Genomic DNA, 15962 nt, shown 5'->3' with positions numbered 1-15962 from the left:
GGTTTCTGGCTTGGCCGGCACCGTCCGGCCTTAGCCGTCGCGTAAAGCCGCTATTTAACCTTCAGGGCGAAGAGCAGGCCCGGCGCGGTGGGCAGGGCAGAAGCCTGGCCGGGCACGGCCATCAGTGTGGGCTCCCAGTGGAAGGTCAGGTCGTCGCTCACGTCGAAGTTTTTGAGGTGGGCATCCACCAGGGCATCAACAATTTGCAGGCCGTAAACGAGGCCGGTGTAGAGGTAGAAAATGTCACGGGAGCCGCGATAGGCCACCACGCCGGTATTGAGTGCCTCCACGCTGTTCGATAGCTTGGCGCGGGAGCCCAATTCCTGGTCGCCAATCTTGAATTTGGCGCCCGTAACCGGGTTGTCCTGCCTTTCCGTGATGTGATTGTAGGCATCGGCGAACTCCCGGTAGCCTTTTTGGTAGAAGTATTCGCCGTAAATCACGCCGCCCAATCCGCCATACACCAAGGGGAGTTTCCACCACGCCCGGTTATAAATCTGGCCGGAGCCCGGCAAAATCGCGGCCAGCAGCGCGGCTTTGCCCGGCCGCGTCAGGCGGATGCCTTTGTAGCCGAAGGCCCGGAACATGTGCTCGGTGCGCTTGGCCGAATCGGCCGCAGCTTTGCTTCTCTTGGCCTGGGGCGACACCACCACCTCCCGGCGCTCAGTGGTATCGGGGCGGATAACGGTCGGGGTGGTGGGGGTGAAAACCTGGGCTTGTGCGGCCGGGCCGGCCAGCAGCCAGCCGGCCAGGGCCAGCAAAATCGCGAAGCGGGAATACAATCTGTTCATAACAAACCTGCTAACGGAAAGCGCCGGTTTTTAGCGTGTTTGACATGGAATGGAGCCGCCGGGCGCGGTATCGCCGGCCACCGGCTGCCGCTACGACGGCTGCAGAATATGCAGAATCCGCTGCATGTCCTCCACCGAATCGAAGGCGATTTTGATTTCGCCGCTGCCCTTGGGGCCGGGCCGCACCTGCACGCGCGAGCCAAAACGGTCGGCGAGGTAGCGCTCGGTGCGGCGCAGCTCGGCGGCGGGCACCACGGGCTGGGCGGCGGGGCCGTTGGTTGAGCCGCCGTTGCTGGCTGAATCCGTGGGCCGGCCGAAGCCGGCGCGCACCAGTTCCTCCACGCGGCGGACGGACAGCTCCTCGGCCACAATCTTGCGGAAGAGCTCCACTTGCAGCTTGGGGTCGTCGATGCTGATGAGGGCGCGGGCGTGGCCCATGGTGATTTCCGAATCGCGCAGGCCGATTTGCACGTCGGGCGGCAGCTTGAGCAGGCGCAGGTAGTTGGTGACGGTTGAGCGGTTTTTGCCCACCCGGTCGCCCAGCTCTTCCTGGCGCAGGTTGCACTCGCTCAGCAGGCGCTGGTAGCTGAGGGCGATTTCGATGGCATTCAGGTTCTCGCGCTGAATGTTCTCAATCAGGGCCATTTCCAGCATTTGCTGGTCGTCGGCCTTGCGGATGTAGGCCGGAATCGTCTCCAGACCGGCCAGCTTGGAGGCTTGCAGGCGGCGCTCGCCGGCAATGAGCTGGTAAGAATTGGTGCCGAGCTGGCGCAGGGTCACGGGCTGAATGATGCCCTGAATTTTGATGCTTTCGGCCAGTTCCTGCAGGGCTTGTTGGTCGAAATGCGTGCGGGGCTGGTAGGGGTTGGCCTCGATGTGGTCGACCGAAATAAAGCCCACCGAATTGACGGGGTGCGACACCAGCCGGTCGCCGGGACCGGGGCGGTCGCCCTTTTTCTCGTAGCTGCCTTCAATCAGGGCATTCAAGCCCCGGCCCAGGCCGCCAATCTTGCGCTTGGGCACGAGCTGGGATGGGGTGGGCAGCGCGTTTTTCTCGTCGTTCTTCTCTGGGGTCATCTCGGCAAGGTCCTGTTGGCCGAAAGTGCGGCGCATACGGAACTTCAAAATTACGGATTGTTGGGCGAAGCACAAGCCGGGAAGTTTGGGGCGGGAGGTGCAGCTTAAAACTTAGGCTGGTTAGTGGTCCGCCGCGTAGCGCAGGCAGGCGCGAATCAAGTCCTCATCCAATTCCGGGAAATCCTCAATAATGTCGGCGTTGCCCAGCCAGCCCAGCACATCGTCCACACTGATTCGGGTGCCGATAATGCACGCCCGGCCGAACCGGATTTCCGGGTCAATGCCAATCAACGGATGGTCTGGCGAGGTGTACATATGGACAGTAAGTTACGGACTTGTGCTTTTGTAAAGCCCCGGCGGGGCGGCACCTGTTCAACAAATGCCGCCCCGCCGGGGCTGTGGTCAAAGCTGCTTTCGGTTACAGCGGCTCAATATCAGTCGGGAATTGACTCCACTGGCGCCATAGGACCTCATCATCTGACTGTTTCTCCGTAGCGTTTCTTCCATTCCAGGCCCGATTCAGATGGGAATAGATGTGAGCGATATCGATTTGGAATTCAATATCGCTGTATTCGCTGTTGCAATTCATCTCTTTGCACAAGTTCATCAGATGCTCTTGCGCATCTTCTAGCTCATACATCAAGGTTGACCAAGCGACTGGGGCGGTCCGTTTATCAATCATAATCAGAACCGAATAAAGTCAACGCTCTAAATCCGCTCGTCTTCAGCCGTTTCTTCGGGCCGCGCTTCCACGCTGTTCTTCTCCACGATTTCGCGGGCCAGGTTGAGGTAGCTGATGGAGCCTTTGCTTTCGGCGTCGTGCAGGATGACGGGGATGCCGAAGCTGGGCGACTCGCTCAGCTTCACGTTGCGGGGGATGATGGTGTCGAAGGCCAGCTGCTGGAAGTGCATGCGCACTTCCTCCACCACCTGGTTGGAGAGGCGCAGGCGCACGTCGTACATCGTGAGCAGGATGCCTTCGATTTCGAGCTCGGTGTTGAGACGGCTCTGGATGATTTTGATGGTATTCAGGAGCTTACCCAAGCCTTCGAGGGCAAAATACTCGCACTGCACGGGGATGATGACCGAGTGCGCCGCCGTGAGGGCGTTGACCGTGATGAGGCCGAGCGAGGGCGAGCAGTCGATGATGATGTAGTCGTACTGCTCGGCGAGGGGGCGCAGGGCCTCCTTCATTTTCTCTTCGCGGTTGGGCAGGTTTATCATCTCCACCTCGGCGCCCACCAGGTCGATGTGGGAGGGCATGAGGTCGAGGTGGGGCAGAATATTGGTGGGCAGGATGATGTCCTGGGCGTTGATGCCGTCCACCATGCACTCGTAAATGCTGTTCTGGATGTCCTTGGGGTCGTAGCCGACGCCGGACGTGGCGTTGGCTTGGGGGTCGGCGTCGACGAGCAGGGTCCGGTAGTCCAGGGCGGCCAGGGACGCCGCGAGGTTGATGGAAGTAGTGGTTTTGCCCACCCCGCCTTTTTGATTGGCTACCGCGATGATTTTTCCCATGAGTCTCTAGTTGTCAGTTGTTCGTTGTCAGTTGTCGGATGGCGGCGGTTGGTTCTTCATTGTCAGTTACTGGGCCATTCAATGGCTCCTAACTAACAACTAACAACGAACAACTGCCAACTAATAACTAATAACTTTTGCCGTAGCATTGCACAAAGATACATTCTTTCCCTGTTCACATGCCCCCTTTTTTGGCTCGTTGGGCCCGTGCCTTGGCTAAGCCCTTTGGATTCTGGCTGGCCCTGCTCGCGCTGGCCGGCTGCCACGACGCGGCCCGCCCCGCCGCCGCCGAGCGCCGCGTGTTTCGCTACAACCAGCCCGAGGCCCTCACTTCGCTCGACCCCGCTTTTGCCCGCAACCAGGCCAATTCCTGGGCCGTGGCGCAGCTTTACAACGGCTTGCTGGAACTCGATTCGACCCTGCTGCCCAGCCCGGCGCTGGCCCGCTCGTTCAGTATTTCGCCCGATGGCAGAACGTATGCTTTCGTGCTGCGGCCCGGCGTGCGGTTTCACGACAGCGACGTTTTTCCCGCTGGTAAAGGCCGCGTGGTGACGGCGCACGACTTCGTATACTCCTTCAAACGCATTCTGGACCCTGCTACGGCCAGCACCGGCGGCTGGATTTTCCGGGGTAAAGTCCTGGAGAAGCCCGATGGCAGCATCAGCGACACGGCTTTCGTGGCGGCGAATGACTCCACGCTGCGCATTCATTTGAAGGAGCCGTTCATTCCGTTTTTGGGCATTCTCACCATGCCCTACGCCTATGTGGTGCCGTACGAGGCCGTGGAAAAATACGGCAAGGACTTTCGCGAGCATCCGGTGGGCACGGGCCCGTTCCGGTTCAAGCTCTGGGACGAGGGCAACGTGCTGCTCTACGAGCGCAGCCCTAATTACTGGCGGCGCGACCAGCAGGGCCGCCGCTTGCCCTACCTCGACGCCGTGGCCATCAGCTTCCTGGCCGACCGCAAGACGGAGTTTCTGACCTTTATGCAGGGCAAGCTGGACTTCCTGTCCGGCATCCGGGCCGGCTCGCGCGACCTGATAATGAACCCGGACGGCACCACGCGGGACGATTTCAAAGGCAAATTCACGGTGCAGAAAGTGCCGTACTTAAACAACGAATACCTGGGCTTCCAGCTCGACTCGGCCAACCTGACCGGCGAGCAAGCCACCCAGGGCCGCGCCCTGCGCGATAAGCGCGTGCGCCAGGCCCTCAACTATGCCCTCAACAAGCCCGAAATGCTCACCTACATCCTCAACCGGGTGGGGCAGGCGGGCACCTCGGGTTTCGTGCCGGCCGCGCTGCCGTCGTTCTCCCAGAAGCTGGTGCCCGGCTACACCTACCAGCCGCAAAAGGCCCGGCAGCTGCTCCGCGCCGCGGGCTACGGGCCGCAGCGCCCGCTCCGCCTGCGCCTCAGCACGGTGCTGGAACGCAAGGAGACAGGCGAGTATTTGCAGAAGCAGTGGGCCGATGTGGGCGTGCAGGTCCAGATTGACATCAACCAATCGGCGGCCCAGCAGGACTTGGTGGACAATGGCCGGGTGGCCTTCTTCGCCAAAAGCTGGCTGGGCGATTATCCCGATGCCGAAAACTACCTGGCGCTGTTCTACAGCCCCAATTTCAGCCCCGCCGGCCCCGACAAAACCCACTTCAAAAATGCGGCTTACGACCAGCTGTACGACGAGGCCCGTCGGACGCCGGACGTGGCCCGGCGCACGGCCCTGTACCAGGCCATGGACCGGATAATCGTGGAAGAATGCCCCGTTATCAGCCTGTATTACGATGAAGTGGTACGCCTGACGCAGAACAACGTGCGCGGCCTCACGCCCAACCCAATGAACCAGCTGCTGCTGGAACGGGTGCGGAAGGAGTAGCAGCTACTCAACTCACTCAAACCAGACTATGCAGTATTTGCGAATTGTAGTGGCAACGATGGCAGTGGCCTTGGCCGGAACGGCGGGCGTGCGCGGGCAAGCCCCGAGCCCGGCCGCCCCGCTGGTGATGGGGCAAACGTTCACGCTCGACTCCAAAGTGCTGGGCGAAACCCGGCGCATTAATGTGTATCTGCCGCCGGCTTATGCCGATTCGGCCACGCTGCGGCTGCCGGTGCTCTACATGCCCGATGGCGGGATGGCGGAGGATTTCCTGCATGTGGCGGGCCTGGTGCAGGTATCGGTGGGCAACGGCACCATGCGGCCGTTCATCCTGGTAGGCATCGAAAACACGCAGCGCCGGCGCGACCTGACGGGCCCCACCACCAGCGCCGAGGACAAGAAAATTGCGCCCAAGGTGGGCGGCTCGGCCGCGTTCCGGCAATTCATCCGCGAGGAGCTGATGCCGCAGGTGAAGCAGCGCTACCGCACCACGGCCGAAACGGCCATCGTGGGCGAGTCGCTGGCGGGCCTGTTCGTGGTCGAAACCCTGCTGCTGGAACCCAAACTGTTCAATACCTACCTCGCATTCGACCCCAGCCTGTGGTGGAACAACGGCCAACTCGCCGCGCAGGCCGCCTCGTTGGTGCGGGCCGCAGGCAAGCCATTGCCCGTCGTGTACCTGGCCACCAGCAGCCAGGGCGACCTTAAGGCCACGCGCCAGCTGGCACAAGCCGCCGGCCCCGAAGCCACCCGCACCGGCGCCTGGCACTACGAGCCCATGCCGCAGGAAACCCACGCCACGATTTATCATCCGGCGGCCCTCAAGGCTTTCCGGACGGTTTTTAAGCCCGGGGCAGGCAAGGTGAATTAGGGTCAAATCGGCACTGGCCGCCGGTTATTTCTCCGCGCCGTTTAGCTGCGCCAGCGCATCAAACTGGTTGCTGAGGTAGGTAACCAGCATCTTCACGTTATCCGGCGCGCCTTCTTCCACCGTCACGGATTTGAACTGGCCGTTGGGCTGCTTCACGCCGATGATGGTGCTGGGCAGGTCCGTGGTGCCGCGCAAGTAACTGGCCTGAAACTGGTCGAAATGAGCTTCCTGCGTTTGGTGCAGCATATCGGCTACGGCCGAGGCGGGCAATTTCAACTCCTTTGGTCCCATCATCGGCACGGCGTGGCGGCCTTCGTAGGCCACGCGGCCATCGGCAAAAACCTTCATGGAATAGGCCGGGCAGGTGCCGAAGCAGGGCGTGCGCTCAAAGGTGAGAACCGGGGCGGCGTCGTTCGTGGCCCGGGCTTGCGCGGCAACAGCCTTTTTGCTGAGTTTTTTGGTCTTGGTTTTCTGGGTCGTCGTAGCCTTTTGGGCGCAGGCGGGCAGCGCGAAGCTGAAGAAACTCAGCAGCAACAGGAGGGGGAGGTAGCGCATGGCGGGTTTGAGGATTGAGCGGTGAAAGTAGGCAAACAAAAAACCGGCAGAACGAAAACCGTGCCTGGGGTTTCGTTCTGCCGGTTATGGAGAATTGTTAACAGAAAACAGCACGTCAAAAGCACGTCATGCTGAGCGTAGCCGAAGCATGACGTGCTTTTTATTATTGTTCTGACTACGATTTGCGCTTGGCCTGGGCCTCGCGCTCCTGCGCGGCTTTCATCGCATCGGCAATCCGGCCCTGGATGCCACCGGGCTTCTTGTCCTTGTTCTTGATTTTGTTGGCGTCGAGCTGGGCGCGGATTTTGGTGTCGTCCACGAAGCTCTTGGTAATGGCCTGCTGGGCGAAGGTGATGACGTTCGACACGAAGTAGTACCAGGTGAGGCCGGCGGCAAAGCTGTTCAGCACGAACAGGAAGATGATGGGCATCAGGTAGCTGTAGGTCTTCATCGGGCCCTGCATGGCCGTGTTGGTCTGGTTGCTCTGCCAGGTCATGAGCAGGGTGGAGGCCGTCATCATCAGCGTGAACATGGAGACGTGGTCGCCGTACCATTTCACGAAGAAAGGCAGCTTGATGAATACGTCGTAGCTGCTCAAATCCTTGGCCCAGAGGAACGTCTGCTGGCGCAACTCGATGGCGTTCGGGAAGAACTGGAACATGGCGAACAGAATCGGCAGGGTGAGCAGCGTGGGAACGCAGCCGCTCAGGGGCGAGACGCCGAAGGTGGAGTAGAGCTTCATCGTCTCCTGCTGCACCTTGGTCGCATCGTCGCCGTACTTGGCTTTCAACTCGTCAATCTCCGGCTTCAGCACTTTCATGCGGGCCTGGCTCTCGTAGGTTTTGTAAGTCAGTGGCCAGGTTACCAGCTTGATTAGCAGCACCAAAAGTGCGATAATCAGGCCGTAGGAGCTGATGTACTGCTCCAGGAAGTGGAACACCGGCAGCACCACGAAGCGGTTCACCCAGCGGAACAGGCCCCAGCCGAGGTACACGTTGCGGTCGAACTCGGGGGCCACGCTTTTCAGCAGGTTGAAGGAGTTCGGGCCGAAGAAGAAGCGGTACTGGCCGCGGCCCTGCTCCACCTCCGCCACCGGCAGGGTGAGCGTGGTGCTCAGCGTTTTGATGGTCGTGGAATCGCCTAGGTTGACGTCGGCATTAAACGCGCCGCCGCTGAAAGGCTGCTGGTCGGCGATGAGGCCGGCCACGAAGAAGTCGTGCTTGTGGGCGGCCCAGCGTACCGGGCCGGCGGCTTTGAATTCTTCGGGCTTCTCGCTGGCTTCGGCCAGGGCGCCCTGGTCGCCGGCGGCCAGGTAGTGGTTGATGGTGGTGTGGTTGCGGTTTTGCTTGAGGTCCTGCTCGGTCTGGCGCACCTCATCCACGAAGGTGAAGGTGAGCGGTTCCTGGGCCACGGTGCGCTCCAGGCCGTTCAGGCGCAGGTCGTACTTCAGCTCGAAGCTGTTGGCGGGCAGCGAATACGTCTGCACGATGCTGCCCCCGGCCACGGGCGCGGTGAAGGTGAGCACCGAAGCGCCATCGGTCGCCTTGGAGGCAACGGACTGGAAATTCAAATCCGAAAACTTGACGGTTTTGCCGTCCACGGTGCGGAATTTGGTGTCCATGCGGGCCGTTTTGGCATCGAACAAGTCCATCGGCTTGCCGAAGAACGTCTTGTACTTGCGCAGGCGCACGGCCGTGATGCGGCCACCCCGGCTCGAAAATGCGATGCGGAGGTTGTCGTTGGTCAGGCTGTCGTTCTTCACCACGCCGGCCGTGGAATCGAGGGCGGCTTCCGGGGCAATGGCGGCCACCGAAGCAGGTGGAACGGCAGCAGCGGTGGCTTTGGCGGCGGCCGTAGTGGCAGGCGGGGTTTTGCCGGTGGCTTTATCATCCGGCTTCTTCGGGCTGAAGAAGAACAGGTACACGAGGAGCAAGGCCGAAATCAGGAAAAGGCCGGTTGCTTGATTTTTATCCATTAGTTGGTAAGGGTTGCGAAGGGGCAAAGGTACGGCGCGCACGCGGGCTTCATTGTCATTGCGAGTGGAGCGCCGCGGAACGCGGCAATCCGTCCGGTAAAAGCGCGAAGTGGTGCTGGGTGCGTAAACGATGCCCCGGCTCTTTTGCTTTACGCAAAGAACCGGGGCACGTCAGATTTTAGGGCTGACCATTGAATCAGCCCTTGCGGTGCTGAATGGCGGCGCGCACAAACCGCGTGAACAGCGGGTGCGGGTTTTCCACGGTGCTTTTCAGCTCGGGGTGGAACTGGCCGGCCACGAACCACGGATGCGTGGGCAGCTCAATTACTTCCACCAGGCCGGTTTCGGGGTTGGTGCCGGTGGCTTGCATGCCCGACGCTTCGAACTGGGCCAGGTACTCGTTGTTGAACTCGTAGCGGTGGCGGTGGCGCTCGCTGATGTGGTTTTTGGCGTAGGCCTTGGCCGCTTTCGAGCCCCGGCGCAGGTCGCAGGCGTAGGCCCCGAGGCGCATGGTGCCGCCTTTGAGGGTGATGTTTTTCTGCTCTTCCATCATGGCCACCACGGGGTTGGGCGTGAGGGCGTCCATCTCGGTGGAGTTGGCGTTGGGCAGGCCCATGACATTGCGGGCGTATTCCACCACGGCCACTTGCATGCCCAGGCAGATGCCGAAGAACGGAATGTTGTTCTCCCGCACGTACTTCACGGCGGCAATCTTGCCCTCGAAGCCCCGCTCGCCGAAGCCGGGCGCTACCAGCACGCCGTCGCAGCCGTGCAGCAGGGCGGCGACGTTTTCGTGGGTGATGTTGTCGGACTGAATGCTGCGCACCGTGACTTTGCACTCGTTCTGAGCGCCGGCGTGCACGAAGGCTTCGTTGATGGATTTGTAGGCGTCGGGCAGCTCCACGTATTTGCCCACGAGGGCAATGGTCACTTCCTCGGTGGGGTTTTTCAGCTTGCCGAGGAAGTCCTTCCAGGCTTCCAAATCAGGATGCTGCGCGCCACCGGTCAGTTTCAGGCGCTTGATAACCCGCTCATCGAGGCCTTCTTTGCGCATCAGCAGCGGCACCGAGTAGATGCTGTCGGCGTCGAGGCTTTCGATGACCGAGTTGATTTTCACGTTGCAGAACAGCGCGATTTTGCGCCGCATCTCGGCCGGAATGGGGTACTCGGAGCGGCAGACGAGAATGTCGGGTTGCAAACCGGCTTCGCGCAAATCGCGCACGGAGTGCTGCGTGGGCTTGGTTTTTAGCTCGCCGGCGGCCTTCAGATAGGGCAGCAGCGTGAGGTGAATAACCAGCGAATCGTACTCGGGCAGTTCCCAGCGGAGCTGGCGCACGGCCTCCACAAAGGGCAGGCTCTCGATGTCGCCGATGCAACCGCCAATTTCGGTGATAACCACGTCGAACTGGCCAGTCTGGCCCAGCAGGAGCATGCGCCGCTTGATTTCGTCGGTGATGTGGGGGACCACCTGCACGGTTTTGCCGAGGAAAGCGCCTTCGCGCTCGCGGCGGATGACGTGGTCGTAAATCCGGCCGGTGGTGACGTTGTTGGCCTGCGAGGTGGGCGTGTTCAGGAACCGCTCGTAGTGGCCGAGGTCGAGGTCGGTTTCGGCCCCGTCGTCGGTCACGTAGCACTCGCCGTGCTCGTACGGGTTCAGCGTACCGGGGTCGATGTTGATGTAGGGGTCGAACTTCTGGATGGTGACTCGGAACCCGCGGGCCTGCAAAAGCTTGGCGAGCGAGGCGGAAACAATTCCTTTGCCGAGTGAAGAAGTGACGCCGCCGGTAACGAAAATGTATTTCGCTGCCGACGCGGAGGGGGAGGGGTTGGAGCGTTCGGGCATGACGGGGGTCAAAAGTACGGCTTAGGGATTTGGTACTGGGAAAAATCTGCGCGGTGAGGGCGGCTGGCAGGGGCTCATGCCTGATAAGAACGTCATGCTGAGCGCAGTCGAAGCATCGCGCGTGGGGGAGTAATTCTTTTGTTCAAGGATTGAGTTACTGCTGCACGCCAGATGCCTCGGCTACGCTCAGCATGACGTTTCTTTGGGCTGCTCAATCCAATCAATTCCCATGCTGCACTCCACCCTCCTGCTTATTCTCGGCCTGCTCTTCGCCGTCTTTCTGCTGGTGATGCTGGGGCAGAAGCTGCACATTTCCTACCCCATTTTCCTGGTGCTGGGCGGGCTGGCGCTGAGTTTCGTGCCCGGCCTGCCGCGCGTGGCCATCGCGCCCGACCTCATTTTCCTGATATTCCTGCCGCCGCTGCTCTACGAAGCGGCCTGGACGACTTCCTGGAACGACTTCTGGCGCTGGCGGCGGCCCATCGGGCTGCTCGCGTTTGGGCTGGTGGCCTTTACCTCGCTCATCGTGGCCTACGTGGCGCGGGCCATCATTCCGGGCTTCACGCTGGCGCTGGGGTTCTTGCTGGGCGGCATCATCTCGCCGCCCGATGCCGTGGCGGCCACCTCGGTGCTGCGCGGCATTCGGGTGCCCCGGCGGGTGACGGCCATTCTGGAAGGCGAAAGCCTGATTAACGATGCCAGCAGCCTCATTGTGTTTCGGTTTGCGCTGGCGGCCGTGCTCTCGGGCCTGTTTGTGTGGCAGCAGGCGGCCACCAGCTTTGTGGTGGTCAGCAGCATGGGGCTGGCCGTGGGGCTGGGCGTGGCCTATGGCTTTTTCCTGATTCATAAATACCTGCCCACCACGCCCAGCATCAACACAGTGCTCACCTTCATGGCGCCCTACGTGATGTATCTGGTGGCCGAGGAATTCCATTTTTCGGGCGTGCTGGCCGTGGTGAGCGGTGGGCTGCTGCTCTCGCATCTTTCGCACCAGGTTTTTGATGCCAATACCCGGCTCCAGGCCAACAGCGTGTGGGCCAGCGTAAGCTTCATTCTGAACGGGCTGGTATTCATCCTCATCGGTTTGCAGCTGCCCATTGCGGTGGAAGGCCTGGGCAATTATTCCCTGCAGCAAGCCATCACCTACGGCCTGCTGATGAGCGGGCTGGTGATTGTGATTCGGCTGCTGTGGATGTTTCCGGCGGCTTTCATCCCGCGCTGGCTGAGCCGTAGCATCCGGGCCAGCGAGCCCAGCCCCGGCTGGCAGGGCACGCTGGTGCTGGGCTGGGCGGGCATGCGCGGGGTGCTGTCGCTGGCCTCGGCGCTGTCGGTGCCGCTGCTGGCGGCCAATGGGCAGGCTTTTCCCCAGCGCAACCTGATACTGTTCATCACCTTCGTGGTCATTCTGGTCACGCTGGTGCTCCAGGGGCTCTCGCTGCCGGTCATTATTCGCCTCACCAAAATAGTGGAGCGCGACGACCGGCAGCCGCTCGAAGCCCAGGAAGCCGGCGTGCGCCTGCATCTGCGCACGGCCGCCGTGGCCCACCTCAAGCGCAAGTACCCCGCCGAGCTGGCGAGCAATGAGCTCATTGCCCGCCTCCAGCAGCGCATGGAAACCGAGGTGAGCCTGACTACCCGCACCCTGAATTCGCTGGAAATCGATGAGTCGGGCCGCGACACTCTGCGCCAGTACCACCTCGTGCTGCTCGACGTGCTGGACGTGGAGCGCCAGGCCCTGACCCACCTGCGCCGCCAAGATTCCTTCGACGACGAGGTGCTGAGCCAGCAGGAAGCCCAGCTCGATTTGGACGAGGCGAAGGTGAAGCACATTGAGCGGTAGGGGCGGAGGTGGAGTGTTGGTAGCAAAACGTCATGCAGCGCGCAGCGAAGCATGACGGCCAAATTTTTTTCAGTCCTAACTGCTTGCGCGATTTAATCCGGCCGCTATATTTGCGGTGCGCTCCCTAATCGGAGCACTTATCAAGAAAGGCGGAGGGACAGGCCCTGCGATGCCTTAGCAACCAGTAGCAATACCAGGTGCTAAATCCTGTTCTGAGGCGACTTCGGTCGGCTTGGGAGAAGATAAGTCTACAAGATGCTTTCCCGTCTGCAGCGGTTGTGCTCTTCTGACTTGTCGGAAGGGCTTTTTTTAGGCTCTTTCGGTAAGAAATCTTGCGTAAGTGCTTAGGTAACCGGGTGCGTTTTCGTCTCAACCACAAAAACGCCAGATACCCATGCAAGCTTCCACCCGCCTCATTCAGTCCTTCCCCGTCGACGAGCTAACCGGTGCCCTCTCGGTGCCGATCTACCAGACCTGTACGTTCGTGCAGGAGTCGCCGGGCGTGCACAAGGGCTTCGACTACTCCCGCACCGCCAACCCCACCCGCAGCGCCCTGGAGCAGCTGCTGGCCGGCCTCGAACACGGCCATTCGGCCTACGCCTTTGCCAGCGGCATGGCCGCCATCGATGCGGTGCTCAAGCTGCTCTCGACCGGCGACCAGATTGTGGCCATCGACGACATCTACGGTGGGGCTTTCCGCCTGTTTGAGCACGTTTACCGCCGTTTCGGCATCGACATCGTGTATTGCGACACCGCCGACCTGGCGCAGGTGGCCGAGGCCATCACCGGGCGCACCAAGCTGGTGTGGCTGGAAACGCCCTCGAACCCCACGCTCAAGATTTCGGATATTGCCGCGCTGGCAGAGCTGGCCCACGCCGCCGGGGCCTGGCTGTGCGTCGATAACACGTTTGCCTCGCCCGTGCTGCAACAGCCTATTTTGCTGGGGGCCGACATTGTGGTGCACAGCGCCACCAAGTACCTGGGCGGCCATTCCGATTTGATTGCCGGGGCCGTGGTAGCCGCCACGCCGGAGCTGGGCGCACAAATCCAGTTCATCCAGAACGCCTCGGGGGCCATCCTCGGGCCGTTCGATTCCTTCCTCGTGATTCGCGGGCTCGAAACCTTGCACCTGCGCATTGCCCAGCACTGCAGCGCGGCGCTGCAGGTGGCCCGCTTTCTGCAAACCCGTCCCGAAATCAGCGCCGTGTACTACCCCGGGCTGGAATCGCACCCCAACCACGCCATTGCCCGGAAGCAGCAGCCGGATGGTTTCGGCGGCATCATCGCGCTGGTGCTGAACGACGACACCGTGGAAGCAGCCACGCAACTGGCCACCAGCCTGCACTACTTCAAGCTGGCCGTGAGCCTGGGCGGCGGCAAGAGCCTCGTGTGCCACTCCGCGTCGATGACGCACACGGCCATTCCGGCCGCGCAGCGCCGCGCCGCCGGCTTTGCCGATAGCCTGCTCCGCCTCTCCATCGGCCTGGAAGCGGCCGACGACCTGATTGCCGACCTCACGCAGGCCTTGGACGGGCTGAGTGAGCGAGCAGAAGCGCCGGCCGTGCTGGAAACGGAAGCGGTGCTGGCGTAGCGGTTGGTGTTGTTTGGCTCAAAAAAGGCCGTCATGCCGAGCGTGGCCGAGGCATGACGGCCTTTCTTGTTACTGCCTGCGTGGCTTACACCAGCGTGTGCAGCGCCTCGCGGCTGTAGCCTTTCAGCTCATTGGAACGACCGTGCTGGATTTTCTCCACCCAATTCGGGTCGACAATCAACTGGCGGCCCACGGCCACCAAGTCAAATTCCTTCTGGTCCAAGCGGCGCAGGAGTTCATCGAGCGAGCGCGGCTCCGAGGCTTCGCCCGCGAAGCCGGCCAGGAATTCGCCCGATAAGCCCACCGAGCCTACTGTGATGGTGGTTTTGCCGGTGAGCTTTTTCACCCAGCCGGCGAAGTTCAACTCAGAGCCTTCGTTCTCAAACTCGGGCTCCCAGAAGCGGCGCTGCGAGCAGTGGAAAATATCCACGCCGGCGTTGGCCAGGGGCGCGAGCCAGGCTTGCATTTCCTGGGGCGTGTGGGCCAGCTTTGCGTCGTAGTCCTGCTGCTTCCACTGCGAGAGGCGCAGGCTGATAACGAAATCGTCGCCCACTTGCCGGCGCACTTCCCGCACCAGCTCCACGGCGAGGCGGCTGCGGGCGGTGAGGGCGTCGCCGCCGTAGGCATCGGTGCGCTGGTTGAGGCCGGCCCAGAAAAACTGGTCGATGAGGTAGCCGTGGGCGCCGTGCAGCTCCAGGCAGTCGAAGCCCAGGCGCTTGGCATCGGCGGCGGCCCGGCCGAAGGCGGCAATGGTGTCGGTGATGTCGTTTTCGGTCATCGTTTTGCCGGTGGGCTGGCCGGGTTTGAGCAGGCCGGAAGGGCCTTCGAAGGCTTCGGTGGGCTGCCAGCCGGAGCGGTGGCCGCTCATCACGCCCATGTGCCAGAGCTGCGGGCCCATTTTGCCATCGGCGGCGTGCACTTCGTCGATGACGTGCTGCCAGCCGGCCAGGGCCTGCTCACCGTAGAAATGCGGAATGTTGGGGTCGTTGGACGAGGCCGGGCGCTCCACCACCGTGCCTTCGGAGAGAATGAGGCCGACCTGCCCTTCGGCCCGGCGGCGGTAGTAGGCGGCCACATCGGCCCCCGGCACGCCGTTGGGCGAGAAGGAGCGGGTCATGGGGGCCATCACGATGCGGTTTTTGAGTTGCAGCGATTTCAGCGCAAAGGGCGCGAACAGGGCGTTGGTGGACATACTATGCGGTTGGTTGCGGGGGATAGAGGAAAGTCGACAACAACCGCTTGATGGGTGGATTTGATTTTTTGGCGGCCATGATGAGCATGACGTTCTGCTTTGCGTTGATGTAACCAGCCCCGCCGTCCTACGCCCCCAGGAGCACGGCCAGAGCGGCCGCTTCCGTTTCCAACGCTTCGGCTTGGAGGCGGAGCAGGTGGTAGCGGGCCGCGTCGTCGGGGGTGAAGGCGGTGGCGCACTGCTCCGCCAGCAGGCGCGGGTAGGTGAGGCGGGCCCACTCGCCGGGCGGGGCCGGGTCGGGGGCAGCGGGCGGCAGGGCGGCCAGCAGCGTGGGCCCGGCCTGCTGCCAGCGGTTGGCGATGGTAGCCTGGGCATGCAGGGTGCGCAGCTCGTAGCGCAGGTTGGCGGCCCGCCATAGGCAAAAGTCGCGGCGGGCTTCCAGCGGGCCGGGGGCGGGCACCGCCGGCAGGGTGGGGGGCGGCGTGGGCGGGGCGAGCACGGCAAGCAGCGCCGCTTCGGGCAACAGGACCAGCAAGGGCGCGGCTCGCTCGCTCACCTCCCGGCTCATGGAGCGCCGGTTGGCTTCGAGGTTGGCCAGCAGGCTGCGGCTGATGCCCAGAAAGCCGGCCAGCTCCTGCTGCTGCAAGCCCAGGTATTTCCGCAGAATGGCCAGGCGCGAATCGGGGAAATTGGAAGGACGGGCCATGACGCTGGAATGTGGTGAAACATATTCGCAGACAAGAACAAAATAAGTTTCAAGCGTTGAAACATATTCGCAGGCAAGCACAGAATAAGTTTCAAGATGTGAAACATATTCGGCTTTGCAAGAGGAATA

General features: G+C 61.9%; 14 protein-coding genes and 1 riboswitch. Of the genes, 4 read left to right on the top strand and 10 right to left on the bottom strand.

The window, feature by feature from the left end:
- Positions 1-50: 50 nt before the first annotated feature.
- The 5 genes from J4G38_RS14835 to J4G38_RS14815 all read right to left on the bottom strand — a co-directional run bounded on the left by J4G38_RS14835 (position 51) and on the right by J4G38_RS14815 (position 3386).
- Positions 51-791 carry a DUF5683 domain-containing protein gene (locus J4G38_RS14835; protein ID WP_210518667.1) on the bottom strand — a complete coding sequence of 247 codons (741 nt, stop codon included), beginning with the start codon at positions 789-791 and terminating at the stop codon, positions 51-53.
- Between the two features lie 90 nt (positions 792-881).
- Complete coding sequence (locus tag J4G38_RS14830; protein ID WP_226163438.1) at positions 882-1904, bottom strand: ParB/RepB/Spo0J family partition protein; 1023 nt, start codon at positions 1902-1904, stop codon at positions 882-884.
- Between the two features lie 84 nt (positions 1905-1988).
- The gene (locus tag J4G38_RS14825) at positions 1989-2183 is read right to left on the bottom strand and encodes a DUF433 domain-containing protein (protein WP_210518665.1); all 195 of its coding nucleotides are present in this window, start codon (positions 2181-2183) and stop codon (positions 1989-1991) included.
- A gap of 103 nt (positions 2184-2286) precedes the next feature.
- A complete protein-coding gene (locus J4G38_RS14820; protein WP_210518663.1) occupies positions 2287-2550 on the bottom strand; it encodes a hypothetical protein in 264 nt (87 codons plus the stop codon).
- Between the two features lie 26 nt (positions 2551-2576).
- A complete protein-coding gene (locus tag J4G38_RS14815) occupies positions 2577-3386 on the bottom strand; it encodes a ParA family protein (RefSeq protein ID WP_210518661.1) in 810 nt (269 codons plus the stop codon).
- A gap of 179 nt (positions 3387-3565) precedes the next feature.
- Between J4G38_RS14815 and J4G38_RS14810 the strand changes: the two genes are divergently transcribed.
- Both J4G38_RS14810 and J4G38_RS14805 read left to right on the top strand, forming a co-directional pair.
- On the top strand, positions 3566-5260 hold the full coding sequence (locus J4G38_RS14810; protein WP_210518659.1) for an ABC transporter substrate-binding protein: 1695 nt from the start codon (positions 3566-3568) through the stop codon (positions 5258-5260).
- A gap of 28 nt (positions 5261-5288) precedes the next feature.
- Positions 5289-6131, top strand: coding sequence for an alpha/beta hydrolase (locus tag J4G38_RS14805; protein WP_226163437.1), 843 nt, complete (start codon positions 5289-5291; stop codon positions 6129-6131).
- Between the two features lie 24 nt (positions 6132-6155).
- Here the strand turns inward: J4G38_RS14805 and J4G38_RS14800 are convergent, their stop codons facing one another.
- The 3 genes from J4G38_RS14800 to J4G38_RS14790 form a co-directional block, all read right to left on the bottom strand.
- The gene (locus J4G38_RS14800; RefSeq protein ID WP_210518657.1) at positions 6156-6686 is read right to left on the bottom strand and encodes a DUF6438 domain-containing protein; all 531 of its coding nucleotides are present in this window, start codon (positions 6684-6686) and stop codon (positions 6156-6158) included.
- 175 nt (positions 6687-6861) lie between these two features.
- Entirely contained in the window at positions 6862-8661 is a 1800-nt protein-coding gene (gene yidC / locus J4G38_RS14795; protein WP_210518656.1) for a membrane protein insertase YidC, read from the bottom strand.
- A 196-nt stretch (positions 8662-8857) separates the two neighbouring features.
- On the bottom strand, positions 8858-10504 hold the full coding sequence (locus tag J4G38_RS14790) for a CTP synthase (protein WP_210518655.1): 1647 nt from the start codon (positions 10502-10504) through the stop codon (positions 8858-8860).
- A 229-nt stretch (positions 10505-10733) separates the two neighbouring features.
- Between J4G38_RS14790 and J4G38_RS14785 the strand changes: the two genes are divergently transcribed.
- Both J4G38_RS14785 and J4G38_RS14780 read left to right on the top strand, forming a co-directional pair.
- The gene (locus J4G38_RS14785; protein ID WP_210518654.1) at positions 10734-12344 is read left to right on the top strand and encodes a Na+/H+ antiporter; all 1611 of its coding nucleotides are present in this window, start codon (positions 10734-10736) and stop codon (positions 12342-12344) included.
- 134 nt (positions 12345-12478) lie between these two features.
- A riboswitch (SAM riboswitch) is annotated at positions 12479-12593 on the top strand.
- A 145-nt stretch (positions 12594-12738) separates the two neighbouring features.
- Complete coding sequence (locus J4G38_RS14780) at positions 12739-13935, top strand: trans-sulfuration enzyme family protein (RefSeq protein WP_210518653.1); 1197 nt, start codon at positions 12739-12741, stop codon at positions 13933-13935.
- Between the two features lie 85 nt (positions 13936-14020).
- On the opposite strand, the gene J4G38_RS14775 is transcribed toward J4G38_RS14780, so the two are convergent.
- Together J4G38_RS14775 and J4G38_RS14770 are read right to left on the bottom strand one after the other, a co-directional pair.
- Positions 14021-15127: an NADH:flavin oxidoreductase gene (locus J4G38_RS14775; protein ID WP_210518652.1), complete on the bottom strand. Its 1107-nt coding sequence runs from the start codon at positions 15125-15127 to the stop codon at positions 14021-14023.
- 127 nt (positions 15128-15254) lie between these two features.
- The gene (locus J4G38_RS14770) at positions 15255-15833 is read right to left on the bottom strand and encodes a helix-turn-helix domain-containing protein (protein ID WP_210518651.1); all 579 of its coding nucleotides are present in this window, start codon (positions 15831-15833) and stop codon (positions 15255-15257) included.
- Between the last annotated feature and the right edge of the window lie 129 nt (positions 15834-15962).

It is taken from the genome of Hymenobacter terricola (assembly GCF_017921975.2).
GTDB lineage: Bacteria > Bacteroidota > Bacteroidia > Cytophagales > Hymenobacteraceae > Hymenobacter > Hymenobacter terricola.
Note: the sequence above shows the minus strand (reverse complement) of the source record. Positions and strands in the feature narration are given on the sequence as shown.